The sequence below is a fragment of the Roseofilum sp. Guam genome (assembly GCF_017746735.1).
In the GTDB taxonomy this organism is placed as follows: Bacteria; Cyanobacteriota; Cyanobacteriia; order Cyanobacteriales; family Desertifilaceae; genus Roseofilum; species Roseofilum reptotaenium.
On sequence record NZ_JAGHZN010000013.1, the window covers coordinates 1 to 21,687 of the forward strand.

17 protein-coding genes are annotated in these 21,687 nt (G+C 46.1%); 6 read left to right on the forward strand and 11 right to left on the reverse strand.

The features are described from left to right. The first annotated feature begins 185 nt into the window (after positions 1 to 185). Positions 186 to 2,228, forward strand: coding sequence for an NAD-dependent DNA ligase LigA (ligA, locus tag J7529_RS06265; RefSeq protein ID WP_318728279.1), 2,043 nt, complete (start codon positions 186 to 188; stop codon positions 2,226 to 2,228). A 340-nt stretch (positions 2,229 to 2,568) separates the two neighbouring features. Here the strand turns inward: ligA and J7529_RS06270 are convergent, their stop codons facing one another. Further along, positions 2,569 to 2,955, reverse strand: a complete 387-nt coding sequence (locus tag J7529_RS06270) for a DUF1815 family protein (RefSeq protein ID WP_271939957.1) — start codon at positions 2,953 to 2,955, stop codon at positions 2,569 to 2,571. A gap of 185 nt (positions 2,956 to 3,140) precedes the next feature. Further along, positions 3,141 to 3,353 carry a DUF2839 domain-containing protein gene (locus tag J7529_RS06275; RefSeq protein WP_413038823.1) on the reverse strand — a complete coding sequence of 71 codons (213 nt, stop codon included), beginning with the start codon at positions 3,351 to 3,353 and terminating at the stop codon, positions 3,141 to 3,143. A gap of 295 nt (positions 3,354 to 3,648) precedes the next feature. Between J7529_RS06275 and J7529_RS06280 the strand changes: the two genes are divergently transcribed. Further along, positions 3,649 to 3,906, forward strand: a complete 258-nt coding sequence (locus tag J7529_RS06280; protein ID WP_318719738.1) for a lipopolysaccharide assembly protein LapA domain-containing protein — start codon at positions 3,649 to 3,651, stop codon at positions 3,904 to 3,906. On the opposite strand, the gene J7529_RS06285 is transcribed toward J7529_RS06280, so the two are convergent. From J7529_RS06285 to J7529_RS06315, 7 genes are all read right to left on the reverse strand, one after another. Further along, a complete protein-coding gene (locus tag J7529_RS06285; RefSeq protein WP_318728281.1) occupies positions 3,903 to 4,844 on the reverse strand; it encodes a hypothetical protein in 942 nt (313 codons plus the stop codon). The genes J7529_RS06280 and J7529_RS06285 overlap by 4 nt on opposite strands. 127 nt (positions 4,845 to 4,971) lie before the next feature. Then, positions 4,972 to 5,916 (reverse strand): hypothetical protein, encoded by a 945-nt coding sequence (locus J7529_RS06290; RefSeq protein WP_271939953.1) that lies wholly within the window; start codon positions 5,914 to 5,916, stop codon positions 4,972 to 4,974. A 128-nt stretch (positions 5,917 to 6,044) separates the two neighbouring features. Next, a complete protein-coding gene (locus J7529_RS06295) occupies positions 6,045 to 6,713 on the reverse strand; it encodes an Npun_F0813 family protein (RefSeq protein ID WP_271939952.1) in 669 nt (222 codons plus the stop codon). A 247-nt stretch (positions 6,714 to 6,960) separates the two neighbouring features. Continuing rightward, on the reverse strand, positions 6,961 to 7,143 hold the full coding sequence (locus J7529_RS06300; protein ID WP_271939951.1) for a hypothetical protein: 183 nt from the start codon (positions 7,141 to 7,143) through the stop codon (positions 6,961 to 6,963). 148 nt (positions 7,144 to 7,291) lie between these two features. Next, positions 7,292 to 9,295: a transketolase gene (gene tkt / locus J7529_RS06305; RefSeq protein WP_318728282.1), complete on the reverse strand. Its 2,004-nt coding sequence runs from the start codon at positions 9,293 to 9,295 to the stop codon at positions 7,292 to 7,294. A gap of 144 nt (positions 9,296 to 9,439) precedes the next feature. Beyond that, the gene (gene fabF, locus J7529_RS06310) at positions 9,440 to 10,699 is read right to left on the reverse strand and encodes a beta-ketoacyl-ACP synthase II (protein WP_271939949.1); all 1,260 of its coding nucleotides are present in this window, start codon (positions 10,697 to 10,699) and stop codon (positions 9,440 to 9,442) included. Positions 10,700 to 10,806: 107 nt separating this feature from the next. Further along, entirely contained in the window at positions 10,807 to 11,052 is a 246-nt protein-coding gene (locus J7529_RS06315; RefSeq protein ID WP_271939948.1) for an acyl carrier protein, read from the reverse strand. 279 nt (positions 11,053 to 11,331) lie between these two features. On the opposite strand from J7529_RS06315, the gene J7529_RS06320 reads away from it, so the two are divergent. Together J7529_RS06320 and J7529_RS06325 are read left to right on the forward strand one after the other, a co-directional pair. Continuing rightward, positions 11,332 to 12,249 (forward strand): CoB--CoM heterodisulfide reductase iron-sulfur subunit B family protein, encoded by a 918-nt coding sequence (locus tag J7529_RS06320; protein ID WP_318728283.1) that lies wholly within the window; start codon positions 11,332 to 11,334, stop codon positions 12,247 to 12,249. Positions 12,250 to 12,393: 144 nt separating this feature from the next. Further along, complete coding sequence (locus tag J7529_RS06325) at positions 12,394 to 13,323, forward strand: formylglycine-generating enzyme family protein (protein WP_318728284.1); 930 nt, start codon at positions 12,394 to 12,396, stop codon at positions 13,321 to 13,323. Between the two features lie 36 nt (positions 13,324 to 13,359). On the opposite strand, the gene J7529_RS06330 is transcribed toward J7529_RS06325, so the two are convergent. Beyond that, positions 13,360 to 14,274 (reverse strand): tRNA (5-methylaminomethyl-2-thiouridine)(34)-methyltransferase MnmD, encoded by a 915-nt coding sequence (locus J7529_RS06330; protein ID WP_318728285.1) that lies wholly within the window; start codon positions 14,272 to 14,274, stop codon positions 13,360 to 13,362. A 155-nt stretch (positions 14,275 to 14,429) separates the two neighbouring features. Between J7529_RS06330 and J7529_RS06335 the strand changes: the two genes are divergently transcribed. Both J7529_RS06335 and J7529_RS06340 read left to right on the forward strand, forming a co-directional pair. Continuing rightward, positions 14,430 to 15,287, forward strand: coding sequence for a sulfurtransferase (locus J7529_RS06335; protein ID WP_318728286.1), 858 nt, complete (start codon positions 14,430 to 14,432; stop codon positions 15,285 to 15,287). A gap of 354 nt (positions 15,288 to 15,641) precedes the next feature. Further along, complete coding sequence (locus J7529_RS06340) at positions 15,642 to 16,157, forward strand: NYN domain-containing protein (RefSeq protein WP_271939944.1); 516 nt, start codon at positions 15,642 to 15,644, stop codon at positions 16,155 to 16,157. 101 nt (positions 16,158 to 16,258) lie between these two features. Here the strand turns inward: J7529_RS06340 and J7529_RS06345 are convergent, their stop codons facing one another. Then, positions 16,259 to 21,622 (reverse strand): protein kinase domain-containing protein, encoded by a 5,364-nt coding sequence (locus tag J7529_RS06345; protein ID WP_318728287.1) that lies wholly within the window; start codon positions 21,620 to 21,622, stop codon positions 16,259 to 16,261. Between the last annotated feature and the right edge of the window lie 65 nt (positions 21,623 to 21,687).

Here is a 21,687-nt window from a genome sequence, read left to right on the forward strand (position 1 = left end):
CGAGCTGGCTCTCCATCGTTTCACGATCGCCAAAAATCAGCCTTAAACCACCCTACCCGGTTTTGGCCAAGGTATTGCTGGGAGAAACCCGGCTTCTGGCTTCCACGGGAGAGGGACTTTTCACTCCCATCCCCTATGCCTCTCCTTTAGAATTAAAATATCATCGCTCAATGGGGTAAGGTGTTGTGGCTTCTGCGGAAATTGTGCAACAGGTGACTCGGCTGCGGGAACAGTTGCAAACGGCCAGTTATGCATATTATGTTCTCGATAATCCGATTATGGAGGATAGTGTTTATGACCGCCTCTATCGCCAACTCCAAGAGCTGGAAACCCAATATCCTGACCTGATTGTACCGGAGAGTCCCACCCAGCGTGTGGGAGATCGCCCCGCACAGCAGTTTACCTCTGTCGAGCATCATGTTCCCCTCTACAGTCTGGAAAATGCCTTTAACCTGGCCGAGTTTCGCCAATGGCAAGACCGATGGATGCGCCACGCGGGTTCTATTGCCTCCGAAACCCCGCCCGAATATATCTGCGAACTGAAAATTGATGGCTCTGCCTTAGCCCTAACCTACGAAAATGGGATACTCGTGCGTGGCGCAACCCGTGGCAATGGCACCATCGGAGAAGACATTACCCCCAATGTGAAAACTATTCGCTCCATTCCCCTGCGCTTAACCGGGGAAGCCATCCCGGAGCGCGTCGAAGTGCGGGGCGAAGCATTTCTGAGTCTAGAAGTGTTTGCCCGTCTCAATCAGGAACGCACGGAAGCGGGCGAACCCCCCTTCGCCAACCCCCGCAATGCCGCCGCCGGAACCCTGCGCCAACTCGACCCCCGAATTGTCGCCGCTCGCCACTTAGATTTCTTCGCCTACACCCTTCATTTGCCGGAAACCTCAAATTTGCCCCAAAGCCAGTGGGAAGCCCTAAAATGGCTCTCAGGTTGGGGATTTAAGGTCAATCCCAATCGCACCCTCTGCCCGTCTTTAGCCGAAGTGGAACAATATTATACGCGCTGGGAAACTGATCGCCACCAACTCCCCTATCTCACCGATGGCGTGGTGGTGAAACTCAACCCTCTAGCGTTGCAAACCCAACTCGGCTTTACGCACAAATTCCCCCGCTGGGCGATCGCCCTCAAATATCCCGCCGAAGAGTTGCCCACAGTCGTTAAATCCGTGACGGTGCAGGTAGGGAGAACAGGAGCGCTCACCCCCGTAGCCGAACTCGAACCCATCCAACTGGCGGGAACCACGGTCAAACGTGCTACGTTGCACAACCGAGATCGCATCGCTGAACTCGATCTCTGTATTGGCGATACGGCAATCGTCCGCAAAGCGGGGGAAATCATACCCGAAGTCGTGCGCGTTTTACCGGAATTGCGCCCCCCTGGAGCCACTCGCTACGAAATTCCCACCCTTTGCCCTGAGTGCAACTCACTGGTCGTGCGACTGGAGACCGAAGCTGTGCTACGGTGTATCAATCCTTCCTGTCCCGGCATTCTGCGCGGCGCTCTCATCCATGCCGTGCGTCGGGATGCCCTGGATATTGATGGCTTGGGGGAAAAACTAGCAGCGCAATTGGTCGAGCAACAGTTGGTGCGATCGCTCCCAGACTTGTACGAATTAACGATTGATGATTTAATGCAACTAGACCGTATGGCTCAGAGATCTGCCCAAAAGCTCGTCCAAGCGATCGCCGCTTCCAAAACGCGCCCTTGGCATTGTATCTTGTATGCGATCGGCATTCGCCATGTGGGAGCCACGAATGCCAAACTCTTATGTAACGCCTTTCCTTCCATCGAACAACTCGCCCAAGCTACAGAGAGCGACTTAGAGAGCGTATATGGAATTGGTTCAGAAATGAGCGCGGCGATCGCTGAATGGTTCCAACTTCCCGAAAATCAAACCCTCATCCAACGGTTGCAAGAACTCGGGTTATCCCTCTCTGCTGTAGGGGCAAAAGATTTTTCGCCCCTACCATCTCCTTCTCTCACCGGCAAAACCTTTGTGCTGACGGGGACACTGCCTACTTTAACGCGATCGCAAGCCAAAACCCGTATTGAAGCAGCAGGGGGGAAAGTCAGCAGTTCTGTCAGTGCCAAAACCCATTATGTGGTTGTTGGCGATAACCCTGGCTCCAAGTTAACCAAGGCACAAGGACTAAACATCACCCAACTAACAGAAGCACAGCTATTAGACTTGCTAGATGATCCCATTTCTATCTGAATATGCCCTTAGTAATTGGATCTAAGCCAATTATCTCCCAATGATCGATAAATAGCAGGCTTAAAGAGAAATCGCATCATAGCAGAGAGAGGGAGAGTTAGGACATTTTCTATTGCCTATTGCCTCAAACCATAACCTCACTGTCCTGATCAACTCTTTCACTGCTATAGAAGTTGAGTCTATCTCAAGGATGCAGATTTTAGGGTCACTATACCCTAGTCCCCTGCAATGAAGAGACAAGCAGCAAACTCTTTAGTTTTCTACCCATCAACTGAAGCGCACAAGGAACATCCTGGCAGAAAATCCACCAGTACGCTCAATCATAGAACCAATTATTTTCTTATCCTACTCTGGGAAGAACCTTCATGCCAGAAGACTTTGCCTTTTGAGGAACCGCACCCGTTAACGGGGGGTCTTCGGGCAGTTTATCCCGTTTCGCTAGATTGGCTAACTCTTGCAGTTGAGCGATCGCCTCTGCACCTTCGAGTTTCATCAGCTCTCGGTCATCGCGCATTTCTGTCCAGGTAATCCCATAATCAGAAACCAAAAACCGAATCAGATGGTTATCTCCTAAGCTCACCATAAAGGATGCGCTATTCATTTGATCTCCACAGGTATAGCACGAGGCTAAATACCCTTGGCGCTCCAGAACAACAGCCAACGCCTGAAGGCTCATGACCAGATCCTGGACAAATTGTCTATGTTGGTGTGCTAATCGGATAAACACCTTTATTTTCCTCCACTCACCACACTATTCTAGACGGTTTTATAATTTCTTAAGAATTTTCTCAGATTTCTTAGAATTGATCTAGGGATTAACCAACGTTCTCGCGAATGGACTCCGCTTAACCATAAGAGCATTTTCTTGGGTAAACCGTATTCTGAGATACACTTGGGTTTTCCCTCGAATGATTAGTTCACTTGCCACCAGCCAAAACCGGGGCCAATAAACCGAACTATCACCCATACTGCAATCATGACCCCAATGCCAATCCAAGCTCCAGTGCTTGTCCACTTGACAAACCGGTCGGCTTGTGGTTGGGTAATCGGTAACCAGGGTAAGATGGTCTTTTCCTGGCCATACTGTTCTCCTAGAGCAGCTTTACGGCGTTTCGCTTCACCCATAACTGATTCGCGCAATAACCAATTAACTAAACCTAGATCCTGATAATAGCCTGTCCTTAGAGATTCGTGCCACTGTGTTGACAAAACAATAAAAAACGATACGTTTTGCGATATTTCCCCACTTGATCGTCAAGATATGGCAGTGCCCAGGATATTACGACATTTTCTATCGCCTATTCCCTATTCCCTATTCCCTATTCCCTATTCCTCCCCTTAACCTCTGACGAATCCTCATTACCAGCGCCCAGCGCTATATAATCCGTTCAGATGCTACCCTGAGTTATTTTTTCTAGTTATGATAGCCCGTCATCTGAGTCTAACCCTACTGCTGAGTGTTTGGATTAGTGCGATCGCCATTCTCTCCGTCCAGAATGCCACCCCTGTATCCCTCAAATTCCTGCTTTTTGAGTCCGTACAGATCCCGGTAGGCATCCTCTTAGCCTTTAGTGCATCTCTTGGACTTCTTGCTGGTCTTCTCATTCTCCCTTGGGGGAGCAACAAGACCTCCCCCTTCTCTGAACCACAAGATCTAGACCCTTCCAGATGGGATTAATTCTGATCTAAAGAATACACCTGGCCATCAAACAACAACCGTGTAATCCCCTTCGCGTACAAATAGGGACGAGTCTTCGGTAACATGCGGCTATCGGGAACCTTAATCACCCTCTGACTACGGCGAGAAAATCGGCGCGCTACCCGATGATTATCAAACACTGGTAACGTCCGCTCACTCACCTCAGCAGAAGGAATTTGGCCCAACTGTGCAAATTCCTTCAACGGACGAGTAATCAACTCTGCTCCCCGATCAATTACCAAATAACAAATTCTGGGCAAAGCTGCTTCTGAGAGAGGCAGAACCTCCACTTTAGCCGGAATACCTCCAGGGATAGCTAACCGAGCGCTCTCATAATAATCATCATCCAGGTAATCTTCATCCTCATCCTCATCGAGATCTTCCTCATCTAAATCTTCTCCCAGCAACTCTCGTAAGGTACTCGCTTGGGCATAGTATTCCTGCTCATCTTCCTCACCATTCTCCGTATCCAGATCGGAGCTAACCAGATTCAAACCAGGTATGGAAGGGTGGATGACTTTCTCAGAGCTATCCGTTACTGCATTTAAACGCGATCGCACTTTTTTCGGTTTGCTCTCCAAAGATAAATCCTCTTGCTCATCCGCATCAACTTTTGCATCCGAAGCAGGAGTAGCCAAACGAAGATCGACCTGTTGCACTTCAGGTTGAGAAGCTTTAGGGGACTCCGGTTCACTCACATTTGAGACACTTGGCATTTTACCTTTACCCGCAGCAGCACGTTTTTGCTGCACCAAATTTTCATATTCGGCGGCTGGCAGACGGGCCTTAAGTAAGCGACTAATCGTAGAATTACTAACACTGTAGCGAGTTGCCAAAGTTGAAGTGGTCTCTACTGTCTCACGATAGGTTTTAATGATATCGACTTTTTCAGATTCTGTTAGTTTTCTTGGAGACATAAGACTACTTCACCGTAGACAAGACAGCAAGAGAACACCAAGTCGTTACTTGTAAAAATGATCTCTTTTCCACAATACCCAATCAATGGCTAGAAAGGAAACTAAATTTGTATAGAACTTGATTGAATTAATTCGAGCCTCGTCTGCGACTACGACGAGTTGAGCGAGTAGACAAGTCAAATTCTAGGGCTGCACCAATCCCAAATAGAATAGGGCTAAAGATCCAAAAAATTTCTAGGAGTCCACCACTTTCGTAGTCCGGTACGCGAGCGATCGCATATTTAAACCACATATCGGCAATATAGAGGGAAAAGGCAGCCGCAGCAATCATCCGCCAAGATTGAGAGGTTCTTCCCCCCCAGAAGGCCAGTAATACCGTACTGGCGGCAATTAAGAGCAGTACATCCAAAATCGTGTAAAGCAGAGTGACAACACTTTCTAGGGGTTGAAGGCTTTCTTCAAGTTTAAGCACTATTTCTGGGACATTCTGGTTTTCTGGCGTTTCTGCTGGCGCTGCTGCAACTTCTACTTGAGTTTGAGTTGCTCCCGATTCAGCCGATGTGGCCTCAGCATCTACGCCTGTAGGTAGGGATAGCCAAACTGCTAGTAATGTTGACGTGAGAAAAATTCCTGCCACAATCAGCCATTGCTTCGGTTCTAAATTAAGCCGTCTGGTAGTTACGGCTAAAAATAAGCCCACCGAGAGACAGATATAGGAAATGAGATAGAAGAGATCTCCAGGGGACACCGCAGGGTTTTGGTTAAAGACCAGTTCCCATATGCCAAACAAGATATCTCCCAGGAAGTAGAAGAACATTCCTAGTCCGATACCTAACCAAACACTCCGACCGCTAACAATTTGAGGACTTTTCCAGTTTCTAAAACACAGGAAAGCTGCTGCGAGGTTGCTAACGAATCCAAAAATGTAGGTTAAGGGAGAGTACCAGTTGGGCGGGTTAGCACTGAAGAGGAGGAAAAACAATAGGGACAGGATTCCCCAAGTGATTCCAGCTAAAACGATGGATTGGGTGGTAAAGATAGATTTTGATGATTTTTGGGCAGAACTACTCATAGAAATTCCCTGAACTCATGACAGGTGTTAGCCGCTGGAGATAAACCACAACGTTAGCAGGTTTAAGGTATTATTGACATCTTAGGGGAAATTGGGAAGATTATGGGCAGATAGCAGATGAAAGTCAATTACTCTTTCCAAAGTTTTGCTAATCCCGATTGTCTTAACCAGTCTACGAAAGATTGGCGATCGCTATCGGACAAATCGTCTAAGACTTCCATTGCACCTACAGCAAAACTGGTGTTGCCAAAGTAGTCTTTGCCTAAGCGATGCACTTCCCGCAAAAAATTACTCAGATCGACTTCTTTCCAAGCGTTAGTGGGGAACCCATCTTCTAGAGGGTCAACGCTGATCAGTTGTACAATGGTTTCCTCCGAGCCAGCATGGGGTAAATTCCATTGTTGAAAGACTTGAGTCAGACTTTTTTCAAATGCTTTGGCTTGTTTGGGCCCCAACAGGTCTTCAATATCGATCACCACCGCTTGAGCCATTAAAAAAACACCTTGAGTGAACAGGAACGGCAGAGCCTGATCGGAACTTGAGCCTTCTTCACCTTGATCGAGGCGAATTTTACCCCAAACGCTATGACGTTCTGGTTCTTGGAGCAATACAGAGACTTTCCCTTTATTGTCAATTAAATCTCGCCACAGGGCTTTGGCTTCTTCTGCTTGATGGGCTTCAAATACTTTGAGCAGGCGATAGGTTTGTCCCTGATAGGTAAGGATGGGGATGGGTTGTTCTGCGCTGGGGTGCTGAATTTTGGAAAGTTCAACATCCTGCCGTTTGAGAATAAACATGGGCGCTGCTAGTTGACTCCGATCAGAGGAAGAGGATGGGTAAAGGCCGTTGAGCGAGACGGTCTGAGAGAAATTCCCTCCTGGGGCAGATTTTTGCTAATTCCGGAGCTAGATCAAAGCCTTGACTACCGGTTTGAGCGATCGCACAGAGATTTAAGTACGAATTATAATCTGCATGGATAATTCGCTCTAATTCTAGAATACCGGCTTATTCTTCATTCGCACAAAATCAGGATAATAAAAGTATTTAAGGGAGGCCTCGCCAGGCAAATAGGGCCAACATCACCAGGGTGGGCAAAAGAATTAACGTTAGGGCGCTTATGGGGTTAGCTGCCAGGGGAAGCCAACTTCCACCATACTTAATGGCAAAAGAAATAAGGACAGAGGAGGATAGAACTTTGAGGAGCAGCCCCCAGGTTGCTTGTGGCATTCTTTTTATCCTGATTCTTGCTCAAGAGTTGGAGGGCAAAGGGCAATAGGCAATAAGAGGATAGGCAAATAGGGAAACCAGGAAGAAAGAAGAGAGTATCTCCTTCTTCCTGATCGAAGATTAGACTGGGTTTAACCGGTCATTGGCTCTAGAGTAGAGCTTTGGCCCGAGCGACCACATGATCAACAGTAAAGCCAAATTTTTCCATAGCTGTACCGCCAGGAGAGGACACTCCAAATCGGTCAATGCTGACCATATCGCTTTCTGAGGATAGATAGCGATGCCAACCAAAGCTCGTTCCCGCTTCAACAGCCAACCGTTTGGTCACGGCTTTCGGTAATACAGATTCGCGATAAGCTTCATCTTGCTCATCAAAGAGTTTCCAACACGGCAGAGAAACGACGCGCACTTTTTTACCTTCAGCGCTCAGTTGTTCAGCCGCTTTCACGCACAAAGATACTTCGCTCCCTGTACCAATGAGGATTAGATCGGGAGTCCCTTCACAGTCGGATAGTACATATCCACCCTTGCTCACTTGGTCAATGCCACTGCCCTGAAGATTAGGGACAGTTTGACGAGTGAGGGCTAACAAAGTCGGACGGTTACGGTTTTCAATGGCGACTTTGTAAGCTCCAGAGACTTCATTCCCGTCTGCTGGACGCATGACCAACAGGTTAGGAATCGCTCGTAGGGAGGAAATCGTTTCCACGGGTTGGTGGGTTGGACCATCTTCTCCTAGGGCAATCGAGTCGTGGGTCATCACCCAAATGACTCCGGCTTCTGAGAGGGCTGATAGGCGAATGGCTGCTCGCATATAGTCGGTGAAGACTAGGAAGGTTGCACCGTAGGATATTAAGCCTGTTTTGTGTAGAACAATCCCATTACAGATGGCTCCCATTCCATGTTCGCGTACTCCAAAGCGCAGGTTACGGTTCTCGTATTTGCCTTTTTGGAAGTCTCCAGAGACCTTCATGAGGGTTAAATTGGAAGGAGCCAAGTCCGCCGAACCCCCGATTAGTTCAGGGAGTACGGGAGCGAGGGCATTGAGAACGGTATAGCTGTGCTTACGAGTGGCCATTCCCCCATCATCTGGGGTATAACTCGGCAGTGCATCGGCCCAACCTTCGGGTAGAGTTCCGGAGGTGATGCGCTCGAATTCGGCTGCGTCTGCTGGATATTTTGTTTTGTAGGTGGCTAAGGTTTGGTTCCATTCGGCTTCAGCACTTGCCCCTTTGTCAATGGCTTGACGGAAGCGTTCGAGGGCTTCTGGGGGCAGTTCAAAGGGAGGATAAGTCCAACCTAAATGGTCGCGGGTTGCTTGGACTTCATCTCCTCCTAGAGCTGCTCCATGGACTCCGTGGGTATTGGCTTTGTTAGGAGAACCGTAACCAATGGTGGTGGTGACTTTAATCAGTGAGGGTTTATCGGTTACGTCTTTAGCGGCTTGGATAGCAGCGGCGATCGCATCTAGACCGGTATTTCCCTCGGGAACGTGCTGTACATGCCAACCATAGGCTTCAAATCGTTTGCCCACATCTTCGGTGAAGGAGATATTGGTATGACCATCAATGGAGATGTGGTTATCATCATAGAGAGCAATCAGTTTGCCCAGTCCTAAGTGTCCAGCCAGGGAACAGGCTTCACCTGACACCCCTTCCATGTTACAACCATCACCTAGAATTACATAAGTGTAATGGTCAATCAGTTTAGCGTCTGGCTTATTAAATTTAGCTCCTAAGTGAGCTTCAGCCATGGCCAAACCGACTCCATTGGCAATCCCTTGTCCTAGGGGGCCAGTAGTAACTTCTACGCCTTCGGTCTCAAAGTTTTCCGGATGTCCGGGAGTAATTGAACCCCATTGGCGGAATTGTTGTAAGCTTTCTAGGGTCACTTGATCGTAACCGGTCAAGTGCAATAGGGCATACTGAAGCATACACCCATGACCCGCCGATAGGACAAAGCGATCGCGGTTGACCCAATGAGGATTTTTAGGATTAAACCGCATAAATTGATCCCACAGCACAAACGCCATGGGAGCCGCTCCCATGGGTAAGCCAGGGTGACCAGATTTGGCTTTCTCAACGGCATCAATAGCTAGAAAGCGGATCGAGTTAATACAGAGTTGTTCAACGGATTGGGTTGCAACGGCCATAGTTCTTTGCTGGTTATACTGTTGTACAGAGGCTGGACAAATTAGACCTCTCCTAATCTCAAGATCTTAGGATTAGCCCATGCTCTACATCCATGTTCCCATTAGGGGGATCGATGGGCAATCAATTGAGGTTATGTGCAAGGTTTAGGAACGATATTTGCGGAAGACCAGGGTCACGTTATGACCTCCAAAGCCAAAGGAGTTAGATAGAGCCACCTCTACGGGCATTTTCCGAGATTCATTGGGGACATAGTCGAGGTCACATCCATGTTCTTCGTCTGGGTTATCTAAATTCAGAGTTGGCGGTACATGATCTTCGGCGATCGTTTTTACCGTAGCTACGGCTTCTATACCTCCTGAACCTCCCAATAAGTGTCCCGTCATGGATTTAGTCGAACTCATGGCGATTTCATAAGCCCTTTTGCCGAGTACCGTTTTTACCGCTTGAGTTTCTGTGGGATCGTTAGCGGAGGTACTCGTTCCATGGGCGTTAATATAACTGACTTGATCGGGTGTAATCCCAGCATCTTTTAAGGCTAAGGAAATTGCCCTAGCGGCTCCTTCCCCTCCAGGAACTGGTTTGGTCATATGGTAGGCATCACAGGTCATCCCATAACCGACCATTTCTGCATAAATTCTGGCTTTACGCTGGAGAGCATGTTCGAGTTCTTCGAGTAACAAAATCCCTGTCCCTTCTCCCAACACAAACCCGTCTCGGTCTCGATCAAAGGGACGAGAAGCTCGACTGGGGTCATCATTGCGAGTAGATAAAGCTTTGGCACTAGCAAATCCAGCGACTGACAAAGGCGTGACGGCTGCTTCTGCACCTCCACAAATCATGACCTTTGCATATCCTTGTTGGATCAGTCTAAAGGCATCTCCAATGGCATGGGAACCGGCAGCACAAGCGGTTACGGTACAAGAGTTCGGCCCCTTAGCCCCTGTTTTAATAGCTGTTAATCCGGCTGCCATATTGGCAATCATCATCGGAATCATGAAAGCACTACATTTCTTCGCGCCTTTTGTCAAGTAAGTTTCTTGTTGATCTTCCAAAACTTTGATTCCACCTACTCCTGTACCAATAATCACACCCACTTGATGAGCATTCAAATCGGTAATTTCAAACTGAGCGTCTTCAAGGGTTTGTTGACTTGCACAGACAGCAAATTGGGCAAAGCGATCCATCCGTTTCGCTTCTTTCTGCCCTAGATACTCATGGGGATCGAAGTTCTTCACCTCTCCCGCAATCTGACAAGCATGGTTAGACGAATCAAAATGGGTAATCGGCCCAATTCCACTTTTGCCCTGTAGTAGTGCGTCCCAATAGTCTTTTAGCGTATTGCCTATGGGGGTGATTGCTCCGAGTCCGGTCACAACTACCCGTTTTTGTTCCAAATGTGTCATGGGTTTTTCTTAAAACTTGCGTCATTCGTCATTTGCCATTCGTCGATTGCCATCTGGACAAAGGACAAAGGACGAAAGACAAAGTTAGCGATCAATAAAAGTCAGATTTAGGCAGGGGTTCCTTGCTTTTCGATATAGTCTACAGCGTTTTTGACGGTCTCAATTTTCTCGGCGGCATCATCGGGGATTTCAAGATTAAACTCTTCCTCTAGAGCCATAACTAGCTCTACGGTATCGAGAGAGTCAGCACCTAGATCTTCAGTAAAGCTGGCTTCTAGTTTGACTTTTTCCGCTTCTACTCCGAGCTGGTCGGCAACGATTTTTTGGACTCTGTCGAATGTTGTCTCTGACATGGCTTAATTTCTTCCTTAATAAATTGGCTTAACTGGTTTACTGTGCAACTTATCATTCTAAGCATTTTTTGATCTTATCGGAAAGGGTTACTTTGCAGGTAATTTTGCAGCGAGTTTTGAAGATGGGCCTCTAGGTTAGCTGGGGTAACCTTCTGAGATCTCGATTATGACGGCTCTTACCTTGAGGTTAGACCTTAACTTTAGATGAAGATTACCCTAGTCGGTTGCCAGAGCGATACAGTGTTAAAGGTCTTGTGTTGTGTGAATAGAGAACAGCCCATGGTTACATCATCCCTCTCCTCCTCCCTGAAATATGCTTATTTTCCTGGCTGTGTTGCCCAGGGAGCTTGTCGAGAGTTATACCAATCAACGGGAGAAGTTGCCAAAGCATTAGGCATTGATTTGTTGGAACTCAAAAAGGCTTCTTGTTGTGGTTCGGGCACGTTTAAGGAAGATTCGCAACTCTTAGAAGATACGGTAAATGCCCGGAATATTGCTTTGGCAGAAGAACTTAATTTACCTCTTCTGACCCATTGTAGCACTTGTCAGGGCGTGATTGGCCATGTGGATGAGCGATTAAAGCACTCTCAAGAGGAGAATCCAGATTACTTGGAACAGGTCAATGGGTTGCTCAAACAACAGGGATGTAGCCCATACCAAGGTTCAACTCAAGTGAAGCATTTACTCTGGGTACTGGTGGCTGATTATGGTTTAGAGGCGATTCAGAAGCGGGTGAGTCGTTCCCTAAAGGGCTTAAATTGTGCGGCGTTCTATGGCTGTTATCTGTTGCGCGGACAGGACACGACTTGGGAAAATCCCCACGATCCCCGGTCAATGGAAAACTTGTTTGAGGCTGTGGGGGCGAGTCCGGTTTATTATCGAGGCAGGACTCAATGCTGTGGTTGGCCGATTTCTAGCTATGCGACGACGGAGTCGTTTAAGATGGCAGGGGGGCATTTGCAAGAGGCGATCGCCGCTGGAGCCGATTGTTTAGTCACTCCCTGTCCCCTCTGTCACCTGAATCTGGATTCCCGGCAACCGGAAGTTGCGCGGGTGGTTGAGCAACCTTTGGGTTTACCCGTCCTCCATTTACCCCAGTTAGTGGGTTTGGCTCTGGGACTTTCTCCCCAAGACTTGGGGTTAGAGCGCCATGTGGTTTCGACAGAACCTGTCTTAGAGAAATTGGGCTTATTGTAGCTACAGTGTAATAATCCAGATTAGGCTTGATGACTCATCTGGATTATTCCTCTTTTGTCATTCTCCGTTTTTCTATATATTAATAACTTCCAGAATCAAGGTATACTCAATGATATACGAGGGGATCAATCGGGATTTATTAAAGTGGAAAACCACCTAAGTGCGCCGATAACCTTTACCTCTGATATCGGTACTGTAGAGCGCCGCGACAGAAATCAATGGGTGATTCGCAAGTGCAAACAAGAGTTTTCTGGAGTGATTGAACAACTACCAGAGGGAGTGAAGCTAGAGTTAGTCCAAATCCCTCCAGGAACCTTTACCATGGGTTCACCAGAGGATGAATTAGATCGCTACGATAATGAAGGGCCACAGCACAAAGTTTATCTCTCTGGTTTCTGGATGGGGCGCTATGCCATCACTCAAGCGCAGTGGAGGGCAATAGTCAACAACATCCCAACAATTGAACAAGAACTCAATCCTGACCCATCGTATTTCAAAGGAGACCATCGACCAGTAGAGAAAGTATCGTGGAAAGATGCGGTAGAGTTTTGTGCCCGCTTATCTCAATACACCAAGAAACGGTATGTCCTCCCCTCAGAAGCTCAATGGGAATATGCCTGTCGCGGTGGAGTGATAACCCCATTCCACTTTGGAGAAACCCTAACGACAGAGATTGCTAATTATGATGGTGACTACACTTATGGTGAAGGGCCAGAAGGAGAGTATCGAGAAGAAACAACTATTGTTGGTTATTTTAAGATGACCAATGAGTTTGGCCTATATGATATGCACGGCAATGTTGACGAATGGTGTGCAGATCCCTGCTATGAGAATTATGAAGGAGCGCCAGAAGACGGTTTAGTATGGGACAAAGAACAGAATGATAATTGCTATCATTTCTATAATGATTTTTTAGTCAATTTATTGGAGAGCGATCGCCAAAGAATTGTACGTGGTGGTTCTTGGGACATCGACCCTTGGGGTTGTCGCTCTGCTGTTCGGAGCAGCGACTATCCCGGCAATCAGGACTTCAGTATCGGGCTGCGTGTTGTCCATCTCCCCTCCCAAGACTAATTGCCCTCTGCTCTATTTACCCTTTTACCCTTGACCTTATTCTTGCCTGTGGCAAGTCGATTTTTTTGAGAAATTCACTTTATTCATTAGCCTCCAACGCTTTTTCCAGTGAGAACTTGGCTCTAGGGTACGGGTTTGTTGCTCCTGTTTTCGGCGCTGTTGAATCACTTCAGCCGTATCGGTTAAGGTAGGATCTCGATAGGGAATGGCGGCGCGAGTTTGCAGATGTTCCTCTTCTTGCTCGGATAAGGGCATCAGATCGTTAGAGCCAAATCGGGCTAAGGTTCCGGGTGATTTTCTGCCCACTGGGGAGGTCGTTCCGATCTGAAATCCGGCTAATTTCAGAGCAGCGCGAACCGAAGCTGCACAGGAGTAAGTCGCTAAGTAGCCATCGGGTTTGAGGACTTGGGCGACTAAGTTCAGAAAGTCTACTGTCCAGAGTTGGGGACAGGTGGGAGGAGAGAAAGGATCGAGAAAGATAGCATCCGCTTGGAAGCCTTGGGCAATGACAGAGGCTAGGGTTTGGCGAGCATCACCGATGTGGAGTGTGCCGGTAAATTGGGGCGTAGTAGCTTCTCCAGTGCTGGCCAGTTGGGGCAAAAGGGTGTTAATGGGATGGGGCCAGTTTGCGTGAAATTGATGGGCGATCGCCGTTTCTGCCACCCGTTTATCCAGTTCTAATCCCACCCAACTCACCTGACACTGGGGATTGACCGACCACAGAGTTTCGAGGGCGCTGGCGCTATTGTAGCCCAGTCCATAGCAGATATCGAGCAAACTGACCTCACCTTTGAGGGAGCGCTCCGCCAGTCGAGTCGGTTCCACAAACTTCTTTTTCGCTTCCTGCTTCGCTCCGTGGTGGGAATGAAACAGTTCCCCAAATTCCGGGGAAAAGAATGTCCACGATCCATCACCAGTGGGTTGAGGGGTAAAAGGCGTTATTTGATCCATCAGGGAATAGGCACGAATAGCAATAGGAAATAGGCTATCACCTCAACGGCCTGAGCCTCTTGCTGGAGAATCCGCGATCGCGGTAAATTGAACATTGCCCTCGTGACGAGTAAACTTACCCCAAACCCATTTTTAAGTTTTAATGTTTAATTGATATGACCTTTCCCTCCCTTCTCGTTACTCCACAATGGTTATCTGAACACCTAGAAGACCCTCAAATCATCATTATTGATTGCCGCTTCTCCCTTGCCAACCCGCAACAAGGGCAACAAGAATACGAAGCGGGGCATATTCCTGGAGCCTTTTATCTCCAGCTGAATGAAGACTTATCCAGTCCCGTACAAACCCATGGTGGTCGCCATCCGTTGCCCGATCCAGACGCATTGGCAGCCAAACTCTCTCAATTAGGGGTTAAATCCGAGGAGACGTTAGTTGTTGCCTATGATAACTCCCGTATGGCATTTTCCTCCCGCTGTTGGTGGCTACTGCGCTATCTAGGCCACGAACAAGTTGCAATTTTAGATGGGGGTTGGAGAGGCTGGCAAGAAGCCGGATATTTGACCAGTCGTGAACCCGGTGTAGCAAAACAGCCCGGAAAATTTATACCTCAGATTCAATCCAGTTGGGTTGTTGATTGTGAAGCGATTAAGCAATTAGGAGAACGATCGGATGTGACTCTGGTAGACTCCAGAGCCTATGACCGATACATCGGCAAAACTGAACCCATCGATCCGGTAGCCGGTCATATTCCTGGCGCAATGAATTACCCATGGCAAGAGATTACGACTGAATCAGGATGGACGCAATCCGTAGACTACCACAAAGCTCGATGGCAAGACTATCCTGTCGATTCAGAATTCTGGGTATATTGTGGTTCTGGAGTCACGGCTTGTGTTAACTTATTTTCCTTAGCTCTAGCTGGAAGACCCCAAGAAAAACTCTATGCTGGCAGTTGGAGTGATTGGTGTTCTTATCCCCAACACCCCATTGCCACAGAATTTCCTAACTCTTGAGCAAAAGCTAAGACTTTCTGTCATAATAGAAGCAGAATTTAGAGATCTAAATCGGATTAGAGACCCTTCTCTAATCGATTCTGTCTCGTTATTCTTGTATGATTTTTAGGCGACTTTATCGCTTTGTTTTTTCTATTAAAACCCTTACAACTCAATTTTTACCCTCAATTCTATTGACTCCATTTTCAGGTCTAAATTTCTCCTGAATTTTCTACTTTAGCGCTCAATAGTGCCCCCCCAAATAGGCCTAAACGGCCCAATTGGATGGGGTGGGTTTTTTGTTGGAACGGTTAGCGACTTTGCCGACCGTTAATGACCTCGTATGCACCTCAAATAGTCTAGGAAGAACATTTTATGGGATATAAAAATCGTGTATCGATCTTTGTTGATGGAAACAATATGTTCTATGCTCAACAAAAAAATGGCTGGTTTTTCGATCCAAAACGGGTTTTAGAATACTTTGCAGGCAAAGAAGAAATGGATCTCGCCAATGCCTTTTGGTATACAGGAATTAAAGACCCTCAAGATCAAAGAGGATTTCGAGATGCCTTAATTAGTTTAGGTTATACCGTACGGACAAAAATCCTTAAGGAATATTATGATGACCATTCAGGTCGGTATTCCCAAAAAGCAAATTTAGATATAGAAATTGTTATTGATATGTTTAATACGGTCGAGCAATATGACCGGGTAATTTTATTTAGTGGGGATGGGGACTTTGAGCGAGCAATTGAGTTACTGCGTTCCAAAAGTACCCATATTACAGTCGTATCGACGGAAGGCATGATTGCTAGGGAACTGCGTAATGCGACGGATCGCTATATTGACCTTAATGATATTCGACCGTTAATCGAGAAAACGGATTTATAGTACTGGTTACTGGATAAAGAAAACCCGATTTTATCCTTTGATTTCTGGGCAGATAATAGACAGATCGCTAGATTTTTGAGGAAATCTAGCCAACCTAAAGTTTATCGTTGTTTTAAGACCACCAACGTAATATCATCAAAGACCTTCTGTTCTCCAATGAACTCGCGCACATCCTCAATAATCCGATCGCGAATTTGAGAGGCTGAATGTTGACCGTGTTGTTGTGCCAATTGAGTTAACTGTTCTAGTCCGTACTGTTGGTTGTCTAGATTTTCTGCTTCCGTAATTCCATCCGTGTATAAGATTAGCACATCATCTCGATTTAAGACCAACTCCTGTTCATGGATAAAGTCACTGATGTGCCAATCTAAACCCATTGGAAACCCTAAATCTAGAGTATCAATTAACTCTAATTCTCCATTCGCTCGCACCACGATAATTTCTTCATGTTGTCCACTCAGTTTAATTAAACCCTTTTGATAATTGAGAATTGCCAAACTCATATTTTTATTCGAGTTCATGCGCTCTAAGTTTTGGCAGAGGGTTTGGTTAACAATTTCTAAAAAGTGGATGGCATTGCTTTCATGCATATTTTGTAGCGTTCTCACTACTGTTTGAGCCATAAGCATTAACACCCCACTTTCTAAACCATGACCGGTTACATCCCCAATACTAATTTTGATCCGATCCCCTTCATTTAAGATATCGTAATAATCGCCTCCTACTTCATCAGCCGGTTCCATATAGCCAGCGATTTCTAAATCTTCAATACCTTCTAATTCCGTAATTTTTGGCAATACCATCTGTTGAATCTTTTTCGCCACATCCAACTCGGAACTTAAGCGTCGGTTTTCCGAGGTTAATTGTTCATTTAAGGTTTTAATCTCCGCATTAGCTAAAGCCAGCTCTGCTGTTCTTTCTGCAACTTTCTGCTCTAGATTTCGGTATAAATATGCATTTTCTAGGGCGATCGCCGCCTGTCCGGAAATCACCTGTACTATATTAACTCGTTCATCTGTGAAAGCCCCAATTGTTAAGTTGTTTTCTAGATAAACAATACTGATTAAGTTACCTTGATTAACCAGAGGCACACAGAGAATTGATTGAGGCTGATGGGTTTGAATGTAACTATCCTGAGTGAACGCTCCAGAATGTGACGCATCATTCAATACCACACTTTCCTGGGTTCTTGCCACATAGTTGACAATAGCATGGCAAACTAAAGTCGATTCTTCTACAGGCAATTCTTGAAGCACCCTAATCTCTTCAGAGTTAATATTTCCCCAGGCTTGAATCACTAAACTTCCTCGATCGACCATCATCAAACAGCCCGTTTGTGCCCCAGCATTTTGGAGGATAATTTTCATCAAATCGACGAGCAATTTATCTAAGACAATCTCTCCCGAAATTATCCTATTCGCCTTAAATACGGTTTCTATATCTAAGGTTTTATGCAGATTTTTTTCACTAGATGTTTGGGTTTGGATCTCAGAAAAACCGGAATCCTGTTTGGGTAAAGCAGTGAATAAAGTTGAATACTGGTAGTTTAAGCGGTTAACTTTAGTCGAAGCGCCCCAAAGCGTATCAGCATAGCTTACTTCCATCTGTTCCAGGTGCTTTACCTTCGCTGTTGCTCCCCAATGAGAGTAGCAGTAATGAGCCTCCATTATGTGAGCGCGAGCAGCGATTGCCTGACCCCAATCTAGATAAAATTTGGCAGCCAGTTCGTTGGCTAAAGCTTCTTCTTGGATGTATTCGTTTTCTTTGGCTCCAGAGATCGCCTTGTTGTATAGCTCGATCGCCTCTGCTTTTTTCCCTAATATTCGGCATTTTTCCGCTTCTACTAAATCCACCTTATGTTGGTAGTTCATGGGAGCATAATGTGCCCATTGCTGTTGCAGTTCTGTTTGGTTTTGTTCAACTTGTTGGAGTCCTTCTGATATTTCCTCCTCGAATTCCGAATTCAAAGCAGCGATCGCGGTTAAAGAAGCATAGAATAGAAAAGCAGGTTCGCCAACGGTTCCAGAGCTAGCCATTAAATAGCACTTTACTTCCTGAACAGCACTTTGAGCTAATTCTATTTCCTCAAATAAGTAGCAAAGCATTAGCTTGTATAAATAGAGCATAAACAAGCCAAGCAAGTCCTGGGTAGCGATGAGTCTAGGCACAAATTCTGCTTCTTGAAAAGCCTCTCCAGACAAACTAGTTGGATCATCTGCAAACCCCAGCAAATTCAAAAGGGTTTGCCAATGGATTCGACAGTAATTCGCGGTTATTGATTGATTCAGTTGCACCAAAGTCAGACAGTAGGCACTCGCTTCATGATTCAATGTATTAAGGGACTGACCGCACCAGAAAGCATTGAGACAAAAATTGTGAGCCGCATATCCGATATCTTCTAATTGGCCAAATTCGCTAGCTGATGTATAAGCCTCCTGCATTAGGGATAGGGTTTGTTTAGTATGAAATTTGCGGTGTAGTACAGAAAAAACGATTATGCATAAGACTTTAGCCGTTATGACCTTTTCATCCAGTTTTGATACGATCTGTAGTGCCAACTGACCCAACTTTACCCCTGTATCGACATCTTGGAGGCGAATACAAGATAGCGCACCATAGTAGGCATAAGCATAAGCTGAGGTCGATGTATTGCCATATTGAATCGATAGCTTGACTGATAAGGAAATCAGTAATGGCAATAAGAGAGGAGAAGAAATATGAGCCGCTGATATAATACTATTAATCACCTCCATAATGGCGATCTTTTCCCGATCGGTCATAATTGGCAGGTTAACTAAGTCTTCAGTTTTTCTTGCCCCAATTATTTCTCCAATTTCTGCAAGTGCCTTTTGAATATCATTCTCGGTCGGAGTTTCAGGGAAAGTAACCCCTAACTGTTGCAGTAATTGTCGGGCTATGGCAATAGCTTCTTTAAGTTTATTTTGAGAGACTTTTGAGACGATCGCGATCCGATAAACCTTAACCTTTTCTAGGATTTGTTTTGCCCGGGCAATCACGAGTTCAATAAACGTTTCCATCGCCTCAAGATCGCCGCATAGCGAAGCCAATTGAGCCGCGAGTTCGTGGAATGCTAGAGTTATTTCATATTGCCGCTGCCAACCGGTTTCACCTAGCAACAATAATCCGGTGTTGGCATACTCGCTAGCCGCTTGATAGGCGTTAGCATCCTTGGCTTTGCGACAGGCCACGAGATTCAGTTCGGCAAGTTCGTCCCGTTCTTTTTGCTTGGTGATTAAAGCCGTTGCATCATTTAATTGGCCGACTAGCTCAAAAATGTTCTCTTCTCTGTCTTCTGAAGGTATGTTTTGGAGCAGAGTTCGTCCGATCTGGTAATGAAGTGATTCTTTTCTAGCGTCTGGAATCAGAGCATAAGCGGCCTGTTGGATGCGATCGTGACCGAACTTATAGGACTTAATCAACAGGTTTTCATCCAGTTCTGACAGAGGCAAGATGAAGCCGCGATCGAGTGCTATTTTTAGCAGATCGAAGGTTTCTTGAGGCGATCGCTCGCAGACCCAGGTCAAAAGCTCTAAGTCAAATTCTGCACCGCAACAAGCAGCTAGGGATAAAATGTCTTGACTCGATGGAGGTAATTTTTGCAGTTTCTCTACCATCAATTCTACGATATTATCGGTGAAGCCCCTCGCCGCGATCGCGGCCAGATCCCATTGCCAATATCTCCCTTGTCGATCGAATTGGAACAAGTCTTCGTCATACAATGCTTGTAAAAACTCATTGATGAAGAAAGGATTTCCCCCAGTTTTTTCTAGCGTTAACTGAGCCAAGTCGCTAACAGCTTGAGACGTTTGCTGGAGAGTATCGCCGATTAAAGCAGCAATTTGGTCGAGGGGCAAAGGGTTTAAAGTAACCTGTGCGATCTCCTCGCTCTTGTTTTGCTGGAGTTTGGCCAGGGATATTGTCAAAGGATGACCGGCAGAAACTTCATTATCCCGATAAGCACCTAACAGCAAGAGATATTCGGTTTGCGCTTCAAGTAACATCCGCTCCATCAGTTGCAAGGTTGCCAAATCCGCCCATTGCAAGTCGTCGAGGAAGAGAGTCAAAGGATGCTCTTTATCGCAGAAAACGTGGATAAAGTTTCCAAAAACCAGATTAAAGCGATTTTGGGCTTCATTGGCCCCTAGGGTGGGCACACTTGGTTGCTTGCCAACAATTAGTTCCACTTCAGGAATCACATCAATAATAACTTGTCCGTTATTTCCCAGCGCCTTCAAGATTTTTTCTTGCCAGACTTGCAACCGAGCCTCAGTTTCTCCCAATAATTGCTCCACCAGGGAGCCAAAAGCAGCAACCAGGGCTGAATAGGGAATATTGCGTTGAAATTGATCGAATTTCCCGGCAATAAAATAGCCCCGATGTGCAGTGATGGGCTTGTAGAGTTCCTGTACTAGAGAGGATTTGCCAATACCGGAGTAACCCGCGACCAACATCAGTTCGACTGTTCCTGTCTCAGCTACTCGCTCGAACGCTTTGAGCAAAGTCGTGGTTTCTGCTTCACGTCCGTAGATCTTTTGAGGAATCTGAAAGCGAGCAGCAATATCTTTTTGAGCTAGGGGGAAGGGGAAAATATTTCCTGTCTCTTTTAATTGTCGGCGGCATTCTTCTAAATCAGCTTGCAATCCCTCGGCACTCTGATAGCGTTCTTCGGCATTCTTCGCCATCAATTTTAAAACGATATCTGCCAGAATTGGCGGAATTTCTTCCCCGTTCTCTGTTACCCGTTGCCCATTCCCTAATACCTCGGGCATTTTAGCAATATGACAATGAACTAATTCCAAGGCATCTTCAACGATAAAGGGTAATTTCCCGGTTAACAGTTCATAAAAAGTGACTCCCAAGGAATAAAAATCCGTATGATAGTCTAAACTGCGATTCATTCGACCGGTCTGTTCCGGGGAAATATAAGCCAAGGTTCCCTCTAAAACGTTGGGATTTTTTAGGGTTGGATTTTCTCGACTCAGTTGGGTAGATATACCAAAATCAATGATTTTCACTTCTTTGGTCTCGGTATTTAGCACAATATTGGCTGGATTAATATCTTTGTGAATAATATGTTTTGAGTGAATTTCTCCCAAGCTCTCGGTAATGGCGATCGCCAGCCATAAAAATTCCTCCAGAGAAACTAGCTTACGCTCTTGCAGCCATTGTTTCAGGGAAATTGCTCCAAAATCTTCCAGAACCATCGCCACGCTTCTTTGCCATTTTTCAAGGCTATAAGCTTTGACAATCTTGGGAGAGGCTAACTGGTTAATAAGCTGATATTCTTGTTTGTAGCGTCGAATCTGCTCTGAGGTGGGATAGTCTCGGTTGAGAACTTTGATGATGACCGGTTGGCGATCGCTGATTCTTCGAGCGCGATACACTTGCGAGTTATCACTATTGTGAATGAGAATTAAGTTCTCGTATCCAGTAAGAGTGACCATAATAACTAAAGACAGATATATGTTTTATTTTAAAATCAATATCTGTAGGGGCGAACGGCCGTTCG